At 70.4% G+C, this 20735-nt stretch carries 18 protein-coding genes; 6 read left to right on the plus strand and 12 right to left on the minus strand.

Annotation, left to right across the window (positions count from 1 at the left end; genetic code table 11):
- Nucleotides 1-7 precede the first annotated feature (7 nt).
- Together MKL20_RS18075 and lpxB are read left to right on the plus strand one after the other, a co-directional pair.
- Nucleotides 8-871, plus strand: coding sequence for an LpxI family protein (locus MKL20_RS18075; protein WP_244037830.1), 864 nt, complete (start codon nt 8-10; stop codon nt 869-871).
- Nucleotides 872-882: 11 nt separating this feature from the next.
- Nucleotides 883-2061 (plus strand): lipid-A-disaccharide synthase, encoded by a 1179-nt coding sequence (gene lpxB / locus MKL20_RS18080; RefSeq protein WP_313902730.1) that lies wholly within the window; start codon nt 883-885, stop codon nt 2059-2061.
- A 212-nt stretch (nt 2062-2273) separates the two neighbouring features.
- On the opposite strand, the gene MKL20_RS18085 is transcribed toward lpxB, so the two are convergent.
- Both MKL20_RS18085 and MKL20_RS18090 read right to left on the minus strand, forming a co-directional pair.
- Complete coding sequence (locus MKL20_RS18085) at nt 2274-2930, minus strand: peptidase inhibitor family I36 protein (RefSeq protein ID WP_244037831.1); 657 nt, start codon at nt 2928-2930, stop codon at nt 2274-2276.
- 98 nt (nt 2931-3028) lie between these two features.
- Nucleotides 3029-3661, minus strand: coding sequence for a 2OG-Fe(II) oxygenase (locus tag MKL20_RS18090; protein WP_243967090.1), 633 nt, complete (start codon nt 3659-3661; stop codon nt 3029-3031).
- 297 nt (nt 3662-3958) lie between these two features.
- On the opposite strand from MKL20_RS18090, the gene MKL20_RS18095 reads away from it, so the two are divergent.
- The 3 genes from MKL20_RS18095 (at nt 3959) to MKL20_RS18105 (ending at nt 6957) form a co-directional block, all read left to right on the plus strand.
- A complete protein-coding gene (locus tag MKL20_RS18095) occupies nt 3959-4279 on the plus strand; it encodes a hypothetical protein (protein WP_244037832.1) in 321 nt (106 codons plus the stop codon).
- Nucleotides 4280-4430: 151 nt separating this feature from the next.
- Nucleotides 4431-6542: an ABC transporter ATP-binding protein/permease gene (locus MKL20_RS18100; protein ID WP_244037833.1), complete on the plus strand. Its 2112-nt coding sequence runs from the start codon at nt 4431-4433 to the stop codon at nt 6540-6542.
- Nucleotides 6543-6660: 118 nt separating this feature from the next.
- A complete protein-coding gene (locus MKL20_RS18105; RefSeq protein WP_243967070.1) occupies nt 6661-6957 on the plus strand; it encodes a hypothetical protein in 297 nt (98 codons plus the stop codon).
- A gap of 78 nt (nt 6958-7035) precedes the next feature.
- Here MKL20_RS18105 and eda read toward each other — a convergent pair whose 3' ends face one another.
- The 3 genes from eda to MKL20_RS18120 all read right to left on the minus strand — a co-directional run bounded on the left by eda (nt 7036) and on the right by MKL20_RS18120 (nt 10973).
- Nucleotides 7036-7665 (minus strand): bifunctional 4-hydroxy-2-oxoglutarate aldolase/2-dehydro-3-deoxy-phosphogluconate aldolase, encoded by a 630-nt coding sequence (gene eda, locus MKL20_RS18110; protein WP_279594836.1) that lies wholly within the window; start codon nt 7663-7665, stop codon nt 7036-7038.
- A gap of 23 nt (nt 7666-7688) precedes the next feature.
- Complete coding sequence (edd, locus tag MKL20_RS18115) at nt 7689-9515, minus strand: phosphogluconate dehydratase (protein WP_244037834.1); 1827 nt, start codon at nt 9513-9515, stop codon at nt 7689-7691.
- A gap of 336 nt (nt 9516-9851) precedes the next feature.
- Nucleotides 9852-10973 carry a type II asparaginase gene (locus MKL20_RS18120; protein ID WP_243967059.1) on the minus strand — a complete coding sequence of 374 codons (1122 nt, stop codon included), beginning with the start codon at nt 10971-10973 and terminating at the stop codon, nt 9852-9854.
- A gap of 169 nt (nt 10974-11142) precedes the next feature.
- Between MKL20_RS18120 and MKL20_RS18125 the strand changes: the two genes are divergently transcribed.
- On the plus strand, nt 11143-11361 hold the full coding sequence (locus MKL20_RS18125) for a hypothetical protein (protein ID WP_244037835.1): 219 nt from the start codon (nt 11143-11145) through the stop codon (nt 11359-11361).
- A 242-nt stretch (nt 11362-11603) separates the two neighbouring features.
- Here the strand turns inward: MKL20_RS18125 and MKL20_RS18130 are convergent, their stop codons facing one another.
- The 7 genes from MKL20_RS18130 to MKL20_RS18160 form a co-directional block, all read right to left on the minus strand.
- Entirely contained in the window at nt 11604-12623 is a 1020-nt protein-coding gene (locus MKL20_RS18130) for an acyltransferase family protein (RefSeq protein ID WP_244037836.1), read from the minus strand.
- Between the two features lie 148 nt (nt 12624-12771).
- Nucleotides 12772-13710, minus strand: a complete 939-nt coding sequence (locus MKL20_RS18135) for a DMT family transporter (RefSeq protein ID WP_244037837.1) — start codon at nt 13708-13710, stop codon at nt 12772-12774.
- Between the two features lie 73 nt (nt 13711-13783).
- The gene (locus tag MKL20_RS18140; RefSeq protein WP_244037838.1) at nt 13784-15052 is read right to left on the minus strand and encodes an arsenic transporter; all 1269 of its coding nucleotides are present in this window, start codon (nt 15050-15052) and stop codon (nt 13784-13786) included.
- Nucleotides 15053-15086: 34 nt separating this feature from the next.
- Nucleotides 15087-16388, minus strand: a complete 1302-nt coding sequence (locus tag MKL20_RS18145; protein WP_244037839.1) for a metallophosphoesterase family protein — start codon at nt 16386-16388, stop codon at nt 15087-15089.
- A gap of 20 nt (nt 16389-16408) precedes the next feature.
- Nucleotides 16409-17734, minus strand: a complete 1326-nt coding sequence (locus MKL20_RS18150; RefSeq protein ID WP_243967009.1) for an MFS transporter — start codon at nt 17732-17734, stop codon at nt 16409-16411.
- Nucleotides 17735-17880: 146 nt separating this feature from the next.
- Nucleotides 17881-19290 carry a sigma-54-dependent transcriptional regulator gene (locus tag MKL20_RS18155; protein WP_244037840.1) on the minus strand — a complete coding sequence of 470 codons (1410 nt, stop codon included), beginning with the start codon at nt 19288-19290 and terminating at the stop codon, nt 17881-17883.
- Nucleotides 19275-20735: a sensor histidine kinase gene (locus tag MKL20_RS18160; protein ID WP_244037841.1), complete on the minus strand. Its 1461-nt coding sequence runs from the start codon at nt 20733-20735 to the stop codon at nt 19275-19277. Before MKL20_RS18160 ends, MKL20_RS18155 begins: the two co-directional genes overlap by 16 nt.

Consider the following 20735-nt stretch of genomic DNA (forward strand, 5'->3'; position numbering starts at 1 on the left):
TGCCCGCATGGCCGAGGCCGCTCCGCTGCCCGAGGGCACGCTCGTCCTGATCGCCGGCGCCGGCCGGCTGCCGGAGCTCGTCGCCGAGTCGCTGACCCGGACGCACCGGCCGTTCCGGCTGATTGCGCTCCGCGGCTTCACCGATCGGTCCCTGCGTGCCCGGGCCGATGCCACCGTCGACCTACTCGACCTCGCCGCGATCCTCAAGCTGCTCCGCGCCTGGGGCCCGGCCGTGATGGTGCCGGCCGGCGGGGTCTCCCGGCCGAGCCCGGCTGCGCTGCTCAATGCCGGCGCGGCTTTGCGCAACCGCGAGACCCTGCGGGCGATCGCCGGCGGCGGCGACGACCGGCTGCTGCGCGCCGCCCTCGCCCTTGTCGAGGAGGAGGGGCATCGGGTGCTGGGCGTCCACGAGGCCGCCCCGGACCTGCTCTGCGCGGAGGGCCGGCTCGGCCGCCTCGGTCCCGATGCGGACGCCGATACATCGATCCGCACCGGGCGCGGGGTGCTCGATGCGCTCTCGCCCTACGATCTCGGGCAGGCGGTGGCGGTCTCGGGGGAGCGGGTGATCGCCGTCGAGGGGCCTGAGGGCACCGACCGCATGCTCGCCCGCGCCCGGGCGCTCGGGCGCAAGCCGTTCGGGCGGGGGCGGGCGCTGCCCGCGACCGTGCTGGTGAAGGCACCGAAGGTCGGCCAGGATCTGCGCATCGACCTGCCGGCCATCGGCCCCCGGACGGTGCGCAACGCCGCCGCCGCGGGCTGCGTCGGCCTGGCGCTGGAGGCCGGCGGCACCCTGGTGATCGATCGCGTCGCCACCGCCACCGAGGCCGATCGCCTGGGGCTGTTTCTGGTCGGCTACGGAGCCGAGCCGTGAGCGCCGCCTCCGTGTCCCCATCCAAGACAATCTGGCTGGTGGCCGGCGAGGATTCTGGGGATCAGCTCGGGGCCAAGCTGATGCGGGCGCTGCGCGCGACCGCGCCCGGGACCGTGTTCGGCGGGGTGGGCGGCGAGGCTATGGCCGAGGAGGGCTTTTCCTCCCTGTTCCCCCTCGATGACGTTGCCGTCATGGGCTACCTGCCGGTGCTCGCCCGTGCCCGGACCCTGCTGCGCCGGATCCGCGAGACCGCCGCTGCCGTGGTGCGCGCCCGGCCCGACGTGCTGGTGATCATCGACAGCCCGGGCTTCACCCACGCCGTGGCTCAGCGGGTCCGGAAGGCGGCGCCCGGCATCCCGATCGTCGATTACGTGTCGCCGAGCGTCTGGGCCTGGCGGCCGTGGCGGGCCAAGGGCATGCGCGGCTTCATCGACCACGTGATGGCGCTGCTGCCGTTCGAGCCGGACGCGCATCTGCGCCTCGGCGGGCCGCCCTGCACCTATGTCGGCCACCCGCTGATCGAGCGCTTTTCGGAGCTGCGGCCCTCCACGGCCGAGAGCCGGCGGCGGGAGGCGGTGCCCTACAGCCTCGTCATCCTGCCGGGCTCGCGCCGGGCCGAGATCGACCGGCTGATGCCGGTGTTCGGGCGGGTGCTGGAGCAGGTCTCCCGAATTCTCGAGGTCGAGGCGGTTCTGCCCGCGGTGACCCGCCACCGGGCGCTGATCGAGCGGATGGCCCTCGACTGGCCCGTGCCGGTGCGGGTGCTCACCGGCGGGGAGTCGAAATACGCCGCCTTCCGGGGCGCCCGGGCGGCGCTCGCGGCCTCCGGCACGGTCACGCTGGAACTGGCGCTCGCCGGGGTCCCGATGGTGGTGGCCTACAAGGTCTCGCGGGCGGAGGAGTTCATCGCTCGGCGGCTGATCCAAGTCCCCAGCATCGTGCTGCCGAACCTGATCCTGGCCGACAACGCCATGCCGGAATTCGTCCAGGCCGAGTGCACCCCCGAGCGTCTCACCCGGGCGCTGCTGCCCCTACTGGTCGGCGGGGCGGAGCGCGACGCGCAATGCGACGCGCTCGCCCGCATCGACGGAGCGATGCGGCTCTCGGGGGACGACACCCCGAGCCGGGCCGCGGCGCGGATTGTTTTGAACGCCGCCGCCGCCGGGGGGCGGATGATCGGGATCGCCTGACGCATCGAGGATGACCGGACCCGAAACAGACGTTCCGGTGAACGGCATGGCGAAGTTCTCACCGTCATTGCGAGCGCAGCGAAGCAACCTAGGGAAACGCCACGGTTTGAGATCGCGCGCTGCTATGGGTTGCTTCGCTCCGCTCGCAATGACGGAGTGGGTATCCTTGATTGAGAAGCCCCGCCGTGGACCCTATGCGCCCCAGTCGCCCCTCACCCCCCGCGCCGGCCACAGCGGATATAGGCCGCGGTGCCGCGCGCGCTCGACCAGGTGAGGCGGTCGCCGGCGACCATGAGGCGGACCTGGGAGGACCAGTGCCGGCCGCGGTCGCTGCATTCGGCGCCCATCACCCAGGCGTTGCCGACCCGCCGGCTGTCGTGGAAATTGCAGATCGTCCGTCCGGCCCGGGCGCGCTCCTGCGTGATCGTGGCCGGGATGAAGCCCCGGCGGCGGGAGCGGGCGCCGCAGGCCTCTGCGGTCGGACCCCAGATCCCGACGAACTCGGCGCTGCCGGAGGTCTGAGGCTTAGCGGAAGCGGCCGCCACCGGGGCGGAGGCGGCCGCCCGCGTGTTCGGCTGCGCCTGGCTTGGGGACGCTTCCGTCGCGGCCTGCAGCGACGCGTCGGGGCGCTGCACGTCTGGGATGGCCTCATCCGGCATGTCGAGCATCACGACCCGGCGGCCGGGGGGCTTCGGCGCCGGCCGGGTCTCGGCCGGCTGGGACCGGAACGGCAGGTCCTCGGTCAGATAGGCGGCGCTGTAGGCGAACAGCCCGGCCCAGCCGAGCACGAGGAGGGCGGGCACGATGAAGCGACGCTTGGAACCGGCTCGGGTTTCCTCACCCGGATCGGCCAGCACGACCGCGCCCATTCGATCCCCCTGGTCCAGGCATCCTGCGCCGATTCGGTCACCGGCTGACCGGTGAAAAGCATGCCCCAACAAGAGTCTGGGTGAAACCGTCGTGGTGCTCAGCGTCCGAAAATCCCTTTCAGGAACTGCGCCGTGCGGTTGCGCTTGCGCTTGCGTTCCAGCTCGGCCGCATCCTTCAGCCAGGCGACCTGCACCACGCGCCGCTCGCCCTCGAACGGCTCGTGGCCGTGCCAGGAATTGTCGGCCCGCAGGAAGGCGAACATCGTGCCCATGGTTGGCGGCACCTCGACCGCGAAGGGCGCGTAGTTGCGGCCGTCGTAGAGCACCCGCAGGCGGCCGGCGGCCGGGGCGTCCCAGGCGTCGTTCATGTAGACCAGCAGCGTCAGCACCTTCGACGGGCCGTCGGTGTGGATCGAGCCGTATTTGAGCTGGCTCTTCCGCATGATCGTGGTCAGCCGCGGGCAGGAGACGAGGTCGATGCCGAACTTCTCGCCGAGGATCTCCGAGAACGCGTCGCTCTCCAGCTCGTCGATCAGCGCCTTGAACCGGCCCTTGAGGGCGACCTCGTCCACCGTCAGGTAGCCGGGCTTGGCGATGTCCGGGAAGTCGCGCCGGATCGCGTCGATCGCGTCCGGGTTCAGGACGTTGGTGCCGAGCGTGTACGGGTAGGGCTCGCGGGCCACCGGGGCGGCGCGCACGGCTGAAACATCGAGGATCGAGAGGGCGGACATCTGCGGGTCCCTGGGCTCCAGCGCACGTCGGCCGGCACGCCGGGCGCCGGAGGCGCGTGCCGGAGGATCAGCCGGGAGGCTCGGGCCGGGGCCGCCCGTCGGGCGTCCGCGGTCGCACAGTTTCGAGCGCTCTCCGTGGTCCGGGAATCCCATAATCCGGTGATTGCGGCGGTCCAACGGCGAAAGCGGCGTGGTGGCGCATTCCGGTGACAGTCTCGGGCCGCTCGGCCGTGCAGGATGGCGCGATGCCCGAGGACTTTCTTCTCGGGTGCGTCGTGTTTCTGGAACCCATTCGCGATGAGGCCGCTGGTCCTCGCCTTGCTGTGCATTCACCTGGTCGCCGCGACGATCGGGGCGGCCGCGCTCGCCCAGCCTTCGCGCTCGCCGCGTCCAGCCGGCACGGTGCGGATGACCTGCGCGGAGGCGATGGCGCTGGTCAAGAACGAGGGCGACGTGGTGATCGCCGGCGGCACGGCGGCGGAGCGCTTCGTCAGCGGCCCCGGCCAGTGCAGCGGCGCCGAGATCGCCGAACTGCGCTTCGTGCCAACCCGCGACAATCCGCAATGCCCGATCGGTTATCGCTGCCGCGAGCCCGGTTTCGAGGAGTGGAACTGGTAGCGCGGAAAGCGGCCTGACGTCGCGATTGCCGGATCCTGACCAAACTTTCACGTGACAGCGCACGCGAAGTGCCACGTTGTCGCCACGACCCAGGGCCAAGGCCGCCGGGTTGCGTACCCTCAAGGGCGCTCACGTTAGGCGGGAGACACGCGTGGCTTCACTCAGGACCGGGCTCGGGATCCAGGCCGTGCTCACGGCCGTGGCCGCGCTGATCCTGCTGGCGCTCCCGGGGATCCCCAGCCCGCCGCTCTACGTCTCGCTCGCCGGCTTCGTGATGGCCGGCATCCTGGTCGCGGCGAACGGCATCTCGGCCTACCTGAAGGTCTTCGTCTCGGTCTACGGCCTGGGCTACCTGCTGCTCGCCGGCATGAAGACCATCGCGGCCATGGGCCTGCTGCCCCCGGTGATCGCCGCCCTGCTGCCGCCGGATTTCGCCGCCACCGGCGCCGTGGTGTTCGGCGCCATCGTGCTCGCCGTCTCGCATCTCGAGCCGATCCGGGCGATCACCGACATCGCCGACCCGTATTTCGCCAACCGCGACAAGCCGACCAAGGAGATCGGCCTGTTCCGCTGGTTCGGCAGCACCGAGGGCCGGATCGGGCGCAACCTCGTCGCCCTGTCGATCTTCGTGAACTTCGCCGACGTGGCGCTGACCCTGCGGTTCAATTTCTTCTACCGCGACATCTACAACTCGCTGCAGGAATACGACGCGGCGGCGTTCTGGTACCAGCTGCTCTGGATCTTCATCCCGCTGGCGACGCTCAACATCGCCATCGGCATGTTCGACCTGTTCGTCGATTCCTCGCTGCACATCCGCTGGCGCACCTGGCTGACCCACAGCCTGTACGAGCGCTGGCTCGGCAAGGGCACCCATTACCGCATCCCGTTCACCGACGAGGAGGCGGACAACCCGGACCAGCGTATCCAGGCCGACGTCAACCTGTTCATCCAGCAGACCGCGAGCCTGTCGATCCGGCTGCTCAGCCAGGCGGCGCAGCTCGTCTCGTTCATCGTGATCCTCTGGACCCTGTCGCGCGACTTCGTCGTGCCGTTCACCGACACGGTGATCCCGGGCTTCCTGGTCTGGCTGGTGATCGCCTACGCGGTGGTCGGCACCTGGCTGACCCACCTGATCGGCCGGCCCCTGATCGGGCTGAACTTCCGGCAGGAGCAGGTCGAGGCCGATTTCCGCTTCTCGCTGGCCCGCAACCGGATCTACTCGGAGCAGATCGCGCTGCTGCGCGGCGAGCGCGCCGAGGCGACCCGGCTGGGCACGCTGTTCCATAGCATCATCGACAATTACGTTGGCATCATCTTCCGCCGGATTAAGCTGATCGCCTTCACGTTCAGCTACCGGCAGGCGAGCGTGATCTTCCCGATGGTGCTCGCCGCGCCGTCGTTCTTCGCCAAGAAGATCACCCTGGGCGCGCTTCAGCAGACCTCGCAGGCCTTCGGGCAGGTGCAGAGCTCCCTGTCGTTCTTCGTGGATTCCTACACCACGCTCGCCTCCTACAAGGCCAACACCATCCGTCTCGGCTCCTTCCGCCGGGCGATGAGCAAGGCCGAGGCGCTGGAATCGGCGGGCTACGGGCTGGTCCGGGGCAACGAGACCGCCAATGGCGTCACCGCCCGCGGGCTGGTGCTCGCTTTGCCGGATGGCCGCGAGATCGTGTCGGCGCCGGAGCTGACCCTGCCCAAGGGCGGCGCGACCCTGGTCACCGGACCCTCGGGCTCCGGCAAGTCGACGCTGTTCCGGGCGATCGCCGGGATCTGGCCGTTCGGCAAGGGCCGGGTCGACGTGCCAGCCGGGCAATCGGCGCTGCTGCTGCCGCAGCGGCCCTACATCCCGCAGGGGACCCTGCGCGGCGCCGTCGTCTACCCGAACACCACCGACCAGTTCTCGGACGACACGATCCGCGAGGCCCTGACGGCGGCGCAGCTGCCGCATCTCATCGACCGCCTCGACGAGACCGATACCTGGGAGCGGCGCCTGTCCGGCGGCGAGCAGCAGCGCCTCGCCATCGCCCGGGCGATCCTGGCCAAGCCCGCCTGGCTCTTCCTCGATGAATCCACCGCTTCGCTCGACGAGCCGTCCGAGGCGAAGATCTACGCGATGCTGCGCGAGCGGCTGCCCGACACCACCATCGTCTCCATCGGCCACCGCTCGACGCTGGACGCGTTCCACGACAGGCGGATCGTCCTGGAGCCGCAAGGCAGTGTCTTCACCCCCCGGGAGCGCCGCGAGCCGCAACCGGCGGAATAAGTGGACTCTGTCACGACATCCCGGGAAAAATGCCCCGCAGAAGTTGCGAGATGGAAATATTAAGGAACCTGGGACTGCGGGGTCCGTTTGTCATGCGCTGAATAAATCGGAGGAACGCATGACCAAGATCAAGACCCTTGCGGGCGCCGGCGCTCTCATCCTGATGTCGACCGCCGCCTTCGCGGCGCCGTGCGCGACCGGGACGACCGTGACGCGCGACAAGGAAGCCAGCAAGGCCTCGAACGTCGATCCGAGCGTGAAGACCCCGACCACCCCCGGCGCCAAGGCCGAGTCCCCCGGCACCGTCGGTGCCATGACCAATGCCGGCACTGCCACCTCGCCGTCGGACGTGCAGGCCCAGTCGCAGGGCAAGCCCACCGCCGCGCAGGCCGGCAAGGGCGGCGACGACTGCTGATCGTCGCCAACCAAGTTATCGGATGATGGAACGCCCGCCCGGCTCAGCCTCGGCGGGCGTTCTCGTTTCCGGGGACGGTCAGGCGGCCTTGCGCAGGCCGGACGCGGCCCGGGCCGCGCGCTCGATGGCTTCGCGGTCCGGTGCGCCGGGCTTCACCACCCAGCTGCCGCCGACGCAGAGCACCGACGGGATGGCGAGCCAATCCGGTGCGGTCGCCTCGGTGATCCCCCCGGTCGGGCAGAACTTCACCTGGCCGAACACGGCGGTGAGGGCCTTGAGCGCCTTGATCCCGCCCGCCGCCTCGGCCGGGAAGAACTTGAACCGGTCGAGCCCGTAATCGAGCCCGCGCATGATGTCGGCCGCCGTGGCGATGCCCGGCAGGTAGGGCACGCCGTTGGCCTTGGCGGCGTCGGTCAGCGGTGCCGTGAGCCCCGGCGAGACGATGAACTCGGCCCCGGCCGCCAGGGCGCCTTCGAGGTCGCCCGGGTTCAGGACCGTGCCGGCCCCGACCACCGCGCCCTCGACCTGGGTCATCTCGCGGATCACGTCCAGGGCGGCCGGCGTGCGCAGGGTGACCTCCAGGGCGGTCAGCCCGCCCGCGACCAGGGCCTCGGCGATCGGCCGGGCCTGGGCGACATCCTCGATCACCAGGACCGGGATGACGGGCACGGAGCGCATCAGCGCGTCGATGCTGGTCAGATCGTTCATGATCGGCTTCTCCCGTTCGACGTTCAGAGGCCGGCGGCCGCGAGCATGGCCGAGGCGCCCCGCTCGGCGGTGTCGGCCCCGTGGCGCATGAAAGCGAACAGCTCCCGCCCGGTTCCCGCCTCAGGCACCGGCTGAACCGCCTCCTCGCGGGCGGCGAGTTCCGCATCGTCGACCAGCACCTCCAGCAGCCCCTCGGCGGCGCTGAGGCGGACGATGTCGCCGTCGCGGATCCGCCCGATGGCACCGCCGCCGAGCGCTTCCGGGCTCAGATGGATCGCCGCCGGCACCTTGCCGGAGGCGCCGGACATGCGCCCATCCGTGACCAGCGCGACCTTGTGGCCGCGGTCCTGCAACACCCCGAGCGGGGGCGTAAGCTTGTGCAACTCGGGCATGCCGTTGGCCCGCGGACCCTGGAACCGCACCACCACGACCACGTCCCGCTCCAGCTCGCCGGCCTTGAAGGCTTTCAGCACGTCATCCTGGTCCGAGAACACCCGGGCCGGAGCCTCAATGGTCCGGCGGCTCTCCTCCACGGCGCTGGTCTTGAACGTCGCCCGGCCGAGATTGCCCGTCACCAGCCGCATGCCGCCATCGGCCTGGAACGGGTTGTCCGGCCGCCGGATCATGGTGTCGTCCAGGCTCTCCGGCACCGCATCCGCGAAGGCGAGCTCGTCGCCGTCGAGCTTCGGGTCGCGGGCGTGGTCGCGCAGGGACTGGCCGGCGACGGTGAGGATGTCGTCGTGCAGCAGCCCGGCATCGAGGAGGGCAGCCATGACGAAGCTCATGCCGCCGGCGGCGTGGAAGTGGTTCACGTCGCCCGCGCCGTTCGGATAGACCCGGGCGATCAACGGCACGGCGTTGGACAGCCGGTCGATATCCTCCCAGTCGATCACGATGCCGGCGGCGCGGGCGATGGCCGGCAGGTGGATCGCGTGGTTGGTCGAACCGCCCGTGGCGAGCAGGCCGACCGCCGCGTTCACGATCGCCTTCTCGTCCACGCACAGGCCGAGGGGCCGGTAATCGTTGCCGGCGGCGCCGATCTCGGTGAGCCGGTGGATCGCCGCCCGGGTCACGGCCTGGCGCAGCTTCGTGCCGGGATTGATGAACGAGGCGCCCGGCATGTGCAGGCCCATCATGTCCATCATCATCTGGTTCGAGTTGGCGGTGCCGTAGAACGTGCAGGTGCCGGCCCCGTGATAGGAGGCGGACTCGGATTCGAGCAGCTCCGCGCGGCCGACCTTGCCCTCGGCGTAGAGCTGGCGGATCCGCTGCTTCTCCTTGTTGGCGAGCCCCGAGGGCATCGGCCCGGCCGGGATCAGGATCGTCGGCAGGTGGCCGAAGCGCAGCGCGCCGATCAGCAGGCCGGGCACGATCTTGTCGCAGATTCCGAGCAGCGCGGCGCCATCGAACATGCCGTGGCTCAGGCCGACCGCGGTGGAGAGTGCGATCGTGTCCCGGGAGAACAGCGACAGCTCCATGCCGCGCTGGCCTTGGGTGACCCCGTCGCACATCGCCGGCGTACCGCCCGCCACCTGGGCGGTGGCGCCGCGCTCCCGGGCGAACACCTTGATCTGGTCGGGATAGCGCCCGTAGGGCTGATGCGCCGACAGCATGTCGTTGTAGGCGGTGACAATCCCGATATTCATCACCGTCCGGCCGTCGCGCAGCGCCGGCTTGTCCTCGCCGGAGGCGGCGAAGCCGTGGGCGAGGTTGCCGCAGGCGAGCGTCGGACGGTGCACGCCCGAATCGCGCTCCCGGGCGATCAGGTCGAGATAGGTCCGCCGGGACTCGCGGGAGCGCGCGACCACGCGCTCGGTGACCGCCGCGACCTCGGGATGAAGCTCGGTCATGCTCGTTCCTCCGTCCAGGATGCCGACGGATCGCCGACTCGGAGCCATGTCCAGCTCCGGCGGCGCAACCGCCTCGCGCGCCGGTATCTAAGGGGTGCGCCGCGGGAAGTAACCCAGTCGCCGCGCGGGGATCTGGAGCGTCGGGCGCACGACCGAGGGTATCGCACGCCTTCGGATCTCCAAATCTTCCCCCTCATCCTGAGGTGCGAGCGTAGCGAGCCTCGAAGGAGGGCTCCAGTGCGCGCGCGGCCGGCTGGAGGGCTCCTTCGAGGGCGACGCGACGCGCCGCCACCTCAGGATGAGGTCGAGGGTTGGAAACGCGAGTCGAAGAAGCTCTCAATACTCCCAAAAAATCCGCTGCAGCTCCTTGGTGTCCTGAGTCTTGGTCAGCGCCACCGCGGCCAGGATCTTGGCCTTGGCCGGGTTCAGGTCGTGGGCGACCACCCAGTCGTAGGTGTCGTCGGGCTGCTCGGCGTTGCGCAGGACGAGACCGTCCGGCACCCGCGAGGAGCGGATGACGATCGTGCCCTTGGAGCGGATGTCCTTGAGCTTGTCCACGAGGTAGCCCGGCACCGAGCCGTTGCCCGTGCCGGCGTTGACGATCGCCTTGGCGCCGGCCTGGACCTCGGCATCGTAGACCCCGGGGATCATGGTGCCCGAACCGTAGACGATGCCGACCAGCGGCAGGCTGTCGATCGTATCGATATCGAACTCGGAGCTGGTGTTGTGGCGCTTCGCCAGGGAGCGGACGAAGTAGGTCTTGCCCTCGATCACCATGCCGAGCGGCCCCCACTGGCTGTAGAAGGCGCTGGGCACCACGTTGGTCCGCTTGTTCACGTCGCGGCCCGACTGGATCGTGTCGTTCATGGTCACGGTGACGCCCTTGCCGATCGCCTCCTTGCTGGCCGCCACCGTCACGGCGTCGAGCAGGTTGAGGGCGCCGTCGGCGGAGATCGCCGTGCCCGGGCGCATCGACCCGACGACCACGATCGGCTTGTCGCTCTTCACCACGAGGTCTAGGAAGAACGAGGTCTCCTCCAGAGTGTCGGTGCCGTGGGTGACGACCACGCCGTCAACATCGTCCTGCTTGAGCAGGGCCGAGACCCGCTTGGCGAGCTGCACCAGCTGCGTGTCTGTGAAGCTCTCCGAGGCGATCTGGAAGACTTGCTCGCCGCGCACATTGGCGATGGTGCTGACCTGCGGCACGGCCGCGAGCAGCTTGTCCACCGGCACCTTGGCGGCTGTGTAGGTCGCGCTGTTGGCCGCGTCGGCGCCAGCGCCCGCGATCGTGCCGCCGGTGGCCAGGATGACGACGTTCGGCTTCTTCACCGCCGCCGCCGTGCTGGCATCGGTCATCTCGCGGGCGCGGAGCGGGGTCGCCCCGAGCGTGCCGGCCAGCACCAGGGCCAGGGTCGCTCCGCGCAGGGCATGGGCCGCGCCGCTTCGGCAGGAAAGCATCGGGGATCCTTGAGATCTAAAAGTGGGTCGCGAGTCGGGCTCGCGGGTGGGGATCGTAGACCCCACTGGGCGCGAGGCAAGTTTCGTGCAGGGACTCCGCTGGCGGGCGGATCCTTTTCGTAAGCTTAGGCGTTACCCTATGTCGCTGTACGTTCGGAGGTAGACCCCCATGCTGCATCTCGCCGGCCTGCTCGACGAACTCGAGCGGAGCGAGCCCGCACGGGCCGCCATGGCGATCCTCGAATCGGCCCTGGCCCGCCGGTCGGTCGACGAGCAGACCGCGTTCTGGCGGGCGGTCGATCTCTACTACGTCTCCCGCAAGGCCCCGCCGGAGGAAACCGCTGCCGGCGTGCTCGGCGCCGCGTCGCAGATGGCTGCGGCCGTTTAGGGGACTGTCGGGTTCAGACAGCGTGTTCTATCGAGATCTTGAGCTTTGTGCGGACGGCTCAAGATCCGCCCTGTCATTTCGCGACGCCGAAGGTGAACCCAGCGTCCAGAACCGCCGACGGTGCAATATCTGGAACTGACAGGGGATCTGGATTCCGGGCTCCGCTGCGCGGCCCCGGAATGACGGGATTGGTAGGCAGGCTTCCCGGCCGTCCGTCACCCTCCACCCATCTCTCGGGTCCCTCAGGATGTCGCGAAGGACTTCACCGCGGTGCCGCCCCGGCCCGCCGCGCGGTCGAACAGGCGGTTGAGGTAGTCCCGCATCGGCCGCTCGATCAGCAGCAGGCTGGCCATGCCGAGCGCGATCGCCGGCAGGACGAGGGCCGCGCTGACCCAGTCGCCCATCGCGTCGTGCAGCACGTAGAACGGCTGCTGCCACAGGTAGATCGCGTAGGACCACGCCCCGAACAGCAGGAGCGGCGTCGACGTCAGGCCGTCGCGCAAGGCGGCCGGTGCCCTCGGGAGTGACGCCACCGCGCCAGCGAGCAGGGCGGTGCCGAAGCTGTACTTGATCGGGTCTGGCACGGCGTTGACGTTCAGCGCCAGGCCGGCCAGCAGCAGGAACGCCGGCTGCCAGGACGGCCTATCGCTTGTCGGGTCGCTGCGGCCGAACTTCAGATGGGCGACAGCTCCGAGCAGGATCGACGCGCTCCGGACATCGCTGCGCCAGTACACCTGCGTGTAAGTGCCGCCGATCAGCGTCGAGACCAACCCGTCCAGGCAGGCCAAGGCCGCCAGCACGGCGAGGACCGAAAGCAGCGGGAAACCGAATCTGTGCCAGAGAAGCGCGATGACGCCCAGCAGGATGTAGCTGTGCTCCTCGACGCAGAGCGACCAGATGTGGTCGACATTGGGTACCTCGTCAAACCACAGGTGGTAGTAGTTGTAGGTCAGCGTCACGGCCGCGAGGCAGCCATAGAGCTGCCGATAATGGCCGGTGACGAGGGCCAGAATGCTCATCGCCAGCACGAAGCAGATCAGCGCCGGATAGATCCGCGACGCCCGGCGGACGAAGAACGTCGTCAGCGGCGTGGCGCGCACGAACAGGATCTCGGCCATCAGGCGGCCGCTCAGGACGAAGAAGAACTCCACCCCGAAGCGGCCGAGATTGATCCCGCGGCTCGTCGCGAAATGACCGACGAGCACGAGCAGGATCGCGCAGCCGCGCCAACCATCGAGCACGGGCAGGTGACGCGAGGGCATGGGGCGCCTCTCGAACTCATTTTTAGTGAGATTCTAGAGAGGCGAGTTCCCTGCGCGGCGCCGAGATGGTCTTAAGCGGTAGGCGGCGCGGACAGCCCAGTCCGACGCCTCGAAAGGCGTAACGGGTCCCGCGCGGTTCGGCTGTCGGTCAAAACACCGAGATCAGCACGATCCCGCCCGCCATCAGCAGGCCGCCGATCAGCCGGCCGATTCCGGCGCGGACGCGCTTCATCCCGAGCCAGCCGAAATGGTCGATGGCGATCGAGGTGAACAGGTTCGCGGTGATCAAGAGGCCGTTGAAGGCGCCGGCGCCGACCTTGTCGACGAACAGCAGGCCGGCAAACACCGCCACCGCCCCGGCGATCCCGCCCAGCGCACCCCACCACGGCACCCGGGCCACGTCCGCCCGGGTCGGCAGCGGCGTCGGGCGGATGAGGAACACGAACAGGAACACCAGGGCCACCGGGATGAACGACACGGTGGCGGCGAGCCAGGGGTTCACCAGGGCGCCGCGCAGCTGCGCGTTGAGCACCACGCCGACCGCCTGGAGCGAGCCGGCGACCAGGATGAACGGGTAGAGCAGCTTGGCCATCAGGCCGCCCTCGCTGCCCTCGGCCTTCTCGTCTTCCGATTTCGGGCCGGTGGCGCGGGCGATGAACACGATGCCGATGACCATCAGCAGGCCGCCGAGCCACGGCATCGGCTTGAAGCCGCCGGCCTTGAGGCCGAACAGGCCGAGGCTGTCGAGCGCCAGCGAGGTCAGGATGTTGGCCGTGATGGTCAGGCCGTTGAACGGACCGGCCCCGACCTTGTCGACGAAGGCGAGGCCGCCGAACACCGCCACCGCGCCGGCGACGCCGCCGAGCGGCGCGTACCAGGGCATCGAGCCCAGGGTCTGCAGCGTCGGCAGCGGCGTCGGCATGGTGAAGAACAGGATCGCGAACACGATCACGATCGGCATGAACGAGTAGGTCGCGGCGAGCCACGGATTGACCAGCGCGTCGCGCAGGCGCGCGTTCATGGAGTTGCCGAGCGCCTGCAGGGCGCCCGCGACCAGGATGAAGGGATACAGCAGGGCGGCGTTCAAGGATGGGGTCTCCGGGCGTGGGAGGGCGAGGCGATCGGGGCAGGCACCGTCCTGGGAACCGGAGACCGGGTTCTCAGACGAGGAGGAGGGCGGCCAGCGCCAGAACCAGGGCGGGTGGCATCACCAGCAGGCCGAGCTTGAGGAACTGCCAGGCCGACACGTCCTCACCCTCCCGGCGGATCGCGGTGAGCCACAGGATCGTGGCGAGCGAGCCGGTGACCGACAGGTTCGGCCCGAGATCGACGCCGATGAGGATCGCGCCCGCGACCTTGTGCGAGACCTCCGCGGCCTGGACCGCGGCACCGGCGAGCAGCCCGGCCGGCAGGTTGTTCACGAGGTTGGTGCCGAAGGCGATCAGCGCGCCGCCGGCCCAGGCGGTGGCGGCGGGGTCGGCCTGCGCGTAGCCCTTCAGCGTGTCGGCCAGCAGGGTGAGCACGCCGGTCTTCTCCAGCGCCTCGACCAGCACGAACAGGCCGGCCACCAGTGGCAGCACCGCCCAGGACACGTCCTTGACCACCTCGACCAGGCCGCCGCGGTTGAGCGCCACCACCAGCAGGGTGGTGGCGAGGCCGGCCACGAAGGTCGGCAGGCCGAGCTCGATGCCGGCGGCCGAGGCCCCGATCAGCGCCCCCGCGGTGGCGATGATGCCGAGCCCCGCGACCTTGCCGCCGAGGCCGAGGCTCACGGTCTCGACGTCGGTCTTGATGGTCTGACCCTTCAGTCGAGCGTTCTGGGTCAGCCGCAGCACCACGTAGGTGGCGACGATCGCCAGCACCGAGGGCAGCGCGAAGGTAGCGAGCCACTGGCCGAGGGGCGGCATGTCGGTGGCGAACACCACCAGGTTGGCCGGGTTCGAGATCGGCAGCACGAAGCTCGCCGCGTTGGCGATGAAGGCGCAGATGAACAGGTAGGGCAGGGGCTCGGCATCGGCGGCCTTGGCGGCGGCGTAGACAGCGGGCGTCAGCACCACCGCGCAGGCGTCGTTGGAGAGGAACACCGTCACCACGGTGCCGACGATGTAGATCAGCAGGAACAGCCGGGTCGGCGAGCCCTTGGCGGCGCGCACGGCGAGGCCCGCCAGCCAGTCGAACAGGCCCTCCTTCCGGGCGATCTCGGCGAGCAGCATCATGCCGACCAGGAACAGGTAGACGTCGGTGCCCTTGGAGACGCCGTCGAGGGCGATCTGCCAGGGCAGCAGGCCGAGCACGACCAGCAGGGCGGCGCCGAGCACCGCCCAGATCGCCTCCGGCCACGAGAACGGGCGCACGATCACGCCCAGGGTGGCGAGGGCGGCGATGCCCCAGGTCGCCAGGTTCGGTGTCAGGGTCAATCCAGCGAACACGTCTAACAATCTCCCCCCGGAGGCTTGGTGAGGATCACCACTTGCGGCCGTAGCGGTTAGGCCCGAGCTGGTCGCCGCGCACGCCCTTTCGGACCCAGGACAGGATCCGGCCCGCGTCGCTACCCGGTTTTTCCGGCATCGCCGGCAAGGCCGCGCTGTCCGAGAAGGCGATCACCGGCTCGATCACGTCGGTGTCGACGTAGTCCGGGCCGTGGCCGGGCCAGCGCCCGTCCACCGCCTCGACTTGGATGCTGCGCCCGGACCCGTCCCAGGGCAGCGCAGCCGTGTAGCAGCGCGAAGCCGGATCCCGCTCCATCAGGAGCCAGGGGCCGGTATCGACCCGGCAATGGACGTAATCCGGCGCCGCATCGGACAGCACCACCGCCCGGACGGCGATCCGCCCCTCGGCGTCGAGATCCATGCCGCAGCTCGGGGGCGTGGTCGGCAGCGTCGCGACCCGCCGGTCCGCCGGACTGGTGATCAGCACGAACGGCGCCGTCCGGTCCAGCGCGCGGAAGCGCCAGCTCGTCACCGGCCCGTCGATGGCCGCGACCGCGTAGCCGACCGAGCCGTCCTCGTTCTGCCCCACCGAGCGGGCGGCGGCGTAGAGGGTCCGGCCGTCGGGGGCGAGCTCGTTGTAATGGGTGTGGCCCATCTCCACGAGGCGGACACGGGTCGCCCAGAACAGGCCGCCGATGTCGAGGCGGTCGTCCGGCTCGCGCAGGTCGTCCGGGTAGGCGTGCATGAACACGGCGCAGGGCTTTTTTTCCGCTGCCGCCTGCGTGAGCTGCTCGCTCAGCCATTGAGTCTGCGGCCGGCCGAGCCGGAAATCGAGCCCGATGCCTTTCCGGCCGAAGCCCGGGCTGACCATGTCGACGAACAGGCAGCGCACGCCCTGGATATCCGCGCTCGTGCAGTAATGCGGGATCGGCCGGACCGGCCAGGTCTCCGGGCAGCCGGAGGGCGGCTGCTCCAGGTCCCAGACCACCGGCTCCGGCAGGCGGTCGCCCAGGCTCGCCGCGAAGGCGTGGAAATCGTCCATCCGGCCGTGCTGGCGGTCGTGGTCGCCGGGGATCAGGCGAACCGGCAAGCCGGGGTGCCGATCCAGCGCATCCTTCAGGATGCGATATTCCGAGGCGTAGCCGTTCTCCGCCAGATCGCCCGGCAGGTACACGAAATCGAACAGGTCCCGCGGGGCGATCGTCGCGATCTGGTCGAGGATCGCGTTCAGGTCGATGGCATTCTGGGCCGCTGCATCCTGCAGGTGCAGGTCGCCGACATGCAGGAAGACGAGCGGATCGCGCCTCGGCACGGAGCCGGGATCGGGGGCGGACATGGGGTGATCCTGCTAGCCGATCAGGCGCTCGCCGGCACGGCCGGGGGCAGGCCGGCGCTGCTATCCGGGGTGCCGCTCGCGGCTTCCCCGTCGCGGGTCTCGGGCATCATCGTCAGGTAGAGGACGAAGCCGAGCCCGGCGATCGCCGCCAGGGCCAGGAACGCGGTCGAATACCCGGCCGACACGATGATCAGCCCGGCCAGCGTCGCGCTCACCGAGGCACCGACCCCTTGGGCGGTGGCCACCGCACCCTGCGCCGCGTTGAATCGCCCGCCGCCCCGGGTCAGGTCGGCGACGACGATCGGGAACAGCGCGCCGTAGACGCCGGCCCCGACCCCGTCGAGGAGCTGGACGCCCACCAGCCAGAACGGGTTGTCCGAGAGGGTGTAGAGCACGCCGCGCAGCGCCAGCACGCCGAACGCCGCCAGAAAGATCGGCTTGCGCCCGATGATGTCGGCCCGGGCGCCGACGAAGATCGCCACCGGCACCATCACGCATTGCGCGGCGACGATGCACACGGCGATCAGCGAGGTCGCGTGATCCTTGCCGGAGAGATGCGTGAGCAACTGTCCGACCGAGGTCAGCATCGCGGCGTTGGACAGGTGGAAGATCGCGCAGAGCACGGCGAACAGCATCAGCGGCTTGTTCTGGAGCAAGGTCGCCAAGCCGGAGGGCTGCTCATCCGCCTTGGCCTCCGCCTCGGTCATGCCCCGGGCGAGGTCGTCGTCGATGGCATCGGCCGGGACCAGCAGCATCGCGCCGATCGACAGGGCGGCCAGCACGCCCATCAGCCAGAACACCACGATCGGCCCAAAGAAATAGGCCAGGCCCCCGGCGATGGCCGCGGACGCCGCGTTACCGGCGTGGTTGAAGCCCTCGTTGCGGCCGATCCGCTTGGCGAACATTTTTGGGCCGACCACCCCGAGGGTGATGGCGGCGAGCGCCGGCGGGAAGATCGTGCCGGCCACGTGGGCGATCGATTGCGTCGCGGTGACGAGGTAAAAGTTCGAGATGAACGGCAGGATCAGGCAGCTCGCCGTTACCGCGATGGCGCCGCCGATCACGACGGCGCGCTTGTGGTTGGTGGCGTCGATCAATGCGCCGGCCGGCGTCTGCGCGATCAGGCCGAGGATGCCGGCGACGGTCATCACCAAACCGGTGGTGGCCTCGTTCCAGCCCTGGTCCGGCCCCCGCACGGCGATCAGGTAGATCGCCAGATACGGCCCGAGGCCGTCGCGCACGTCGGCCAGGAAGAAGTTGAGGGCGTCGAGGCCGCGCAGGGCCTTGGTGGAGGGAGCCCGGACGGTCGCGCCATGCGCCGCCGCTCCGGTATCGGTCCTGTCCATCCTGCCCTAACCCCCGCTCGAATGCCGCCGCGGCCGAGCCCGATCCGGGCCGGCACGTGACGAGCTTGACGCCGGCTTAATCCATCCGTTCCCTGGACTTTTTCAAGAACGCTTGTTCCGGCGCAATACCGAGGCGGATGAGTGGTTTACCCACCCTCTGGATCGACCGATGCGTCGGGATTTACGACATCGACCGTCGCTTCTGCGGACAGATCCGTCCCGGGGACGGCCAAGCCGTAGCGCTCGATCTTGGCGTAGAGGAGCTGGCGCTGGATCCCGAGGCGTCGGGCGGCCCGAGCGCGGTTGCCGTCGGCCTCACGGAGCGCGGCGGCGATCATGGTCCGCTCCAGCCGGGCGACGGCGCCGGGTAGGTCGCCCGCCAACCAATCCACCGGCAGGTCGATCGTGACGCCGCCCTCGTCGAGCCGTGAGGCCGGCCGCTCGGTCGGCAGGTCGATGGCATCGGGCGCGATCACCCCGCAGCGGACCAGCACGGCGGCGCGTTCGACGACGTTGCGCAACTCGCGGACATTGCCGGGCCAGCCATAGGCCAGCAGCCGTGAGGCCGCGCCCGCGCTCAGGCGCTTGCCCGAGGGGCCGAGGAAATGCTCGGCCAAGGGCACGATGTCGGCCAGGCGCTCGCGCAGGGGCGGCAGCAGGATCGGCACGACGTTGAGCCGGTAATACAGGTCGGCGCGAAACAGGCCGCCGGCCACCAGGGCCGGCAGGTCGCGGTGGGTCGCGGCGACCAGGCGGACATCGACCCGGGCCGACCGGCCGCCGAGCGGCGTCACCACGCGGTCCTGGATCACCCGCAGGATCTTCGCCTGCATCGGCGGGGGCATGTCGCCGATCTCGTCGAGGAACAGCGTGCCCCCTTCGGCCTGGTGAAACGCGCCGGCCCGATCGCCGACAGACCCCGTGAAGGCGCCGCGGACATGGCCGAACAGCTCGCTCTCCAGAAGGTCGGGCGGGATCGCCGCGCAGTTGACCGGCACGAACGGCCGCGCCCGGCGGGCGGAATAGGCGTGCAGCGCCCGGGCCACCTCCTCCTTGCCGGTGCCGGTCTCGCCCTGGATCAGCACGGTGGAGTCGGTGTCGGCCACGAGCCCGATGGTCTTCTGGACCCGGCGCATGCCGACGCTCGAGCCGATCAGGCCGCTTTCGGGATCTCGGTCCCCGGGATCCGGCTTCGCGGTCGACAGCATCGCGTCGAGGACCGCGGCGAGGTCGGCGCGGCCGACCGGCTTGGTCAGGTGGTCATGGGCCCCGAGGCGCATCGCCTCGATCGTGTTGGCCGGGCTCGCATAGGCGGTGAGCACCGTCACGGGCGGCCGGTCCGGCAGGGCGCAGATCCGCGCCAGGGTCGCCATGCCGTCGAGGTCGCCGGGCATGCGCAGGTCGAGCAGGACCGCGGCGACCGGGGTCTCGTGCAGGCGCGCCAGGGCCTCCGCCCCGGAGGCGGCCGGCAGTGGCGTATGGCCGAGATCGGCCACGGTCTCGGCCAGCCCCTCGCGCAGGGCGGAATCGTCGTCGACGATCAGGATGGTCGCCATGGCAGGTCCAGTACGAACGTGGTCTCGGGCGCATCGTCGATCAGCCCGACCGTACCGCGATGCGCCAGCGCGATCTCGCGCACAATCGCGAGGCCGAGCCCGGTCCCGTCCGGCCGGCCGGTCACGAACGGCTCGAACAGGCCGGGGCGGACCGCCGGGTCGATCCCGGGGCCGGTGTCGGCCACCTGCAGGTGCAGGCGCACCGCGCCGTCGACGGTCACCCGCGCGGCGCCGAGACGGACCCGGCCCCCCGCTTGCGTGTGCTGGAGGGCGTTGAGCAGCAGGTTGTCGAGGGCCCGGGCGATCTGGGCGCCGTCGATCTGTGGGCGGTCCGCCCCGGGCAGCGCGTCGGCTTCGATCGCGATCCGCACGCCGCGGGCGCTCGCCAGATCCTCGTGCAGGCGCGCGCAATCGGCGAGCAGCGCGGCGATGTCGGTGGGGGTGCGGGTGAGCGTGCGGGCCTGCGTGAGATTGAGGAGGTCGCGCAGCAGGTGATCGACCCGGGCGATCTGGCCGAGCATGCTCTCCAGCGCCACCGTGGCGCGGCCCGGATCGCCGCTGACCAGGGCGTTCTCGGCCTTGAGCCGCATCGCCGCGATCGGGTTGCGGATCTCGTGGGCGATGCTGGCCGCGAGCCGGCCGACGGCGGCCAGGCGCTCGGCGGCCACGACGCGGGCCCGGGCCTCCCGCAGGCGCCCGCCCGCGGCGTTGAGGGCGTCGACCAGGCGGTCGAGTTCGCGCTCCCCGGTCGGGGCGAGGCGGGGCAGGTCCTCGCCATCCGGCCGCGGTGCCGCGAGGGCGGCCTCGACCCGGGCGATCCGGCCCGAGAACCCGTACAGGAACCAGCCCAGGAACGCCGCCGAGCCGAGCACGGTCACGGCCAGGAAGCCGAGGCCCGCCAGGAAGCGGGTATAGGCCGGGCCGTCGTTGACGTGGGCGCGGCCCATGGTCCAGGCGGTCAGCCCGGCTTCCGGACCATGCAGCGGGCAGCCCTGGACCAGCAGCACCTGCGTCCGGCTCGGCCGGCGGACCGCAACGGCGTGGTCGACCCGCAGGGCCTGGGCATTCACCGCGGCGATGCTGTCGCGCTCGGCCTCGGGGAGGTCGGTCTTCGGCCCGGTGCCCTCGTAGGTGGGATAGGCGTAGGCGAGCGGCCCCTCGGCGGCGCTCCAGACCCCGCCCTCGATGCCCGGATAGAGGTCGAGGGCCGCCCCGACGGTGGGGCCGAGCTCGGCTCGTGCGATGCTGCGGGTCCGGCGGGTCAGCGCGGCGTAGCGGTCGATGATCTCCCGGCAGGCGCGCCCGACCGAGACCTCGGCCTGGGCGACCTGGACCGCGGTCGACTGGCTATAGAACCCGAACATCAGGTAGGCGGTGGCCACTGCCGAGGCCAGCAGCAGGACCCACAGGGCGAGCAGCCGGGCGCGCAGGCTGTAGGCCGTCAC

The organism is Methylobacterium sp. E-066 (genome assembly GCF_022829635.1).
Lineage (GTDB): Bacteria > Pseudomonadota > Alphaproteobacteria > Rhizobiales > Beijerinckiaceae > Methylobacterium.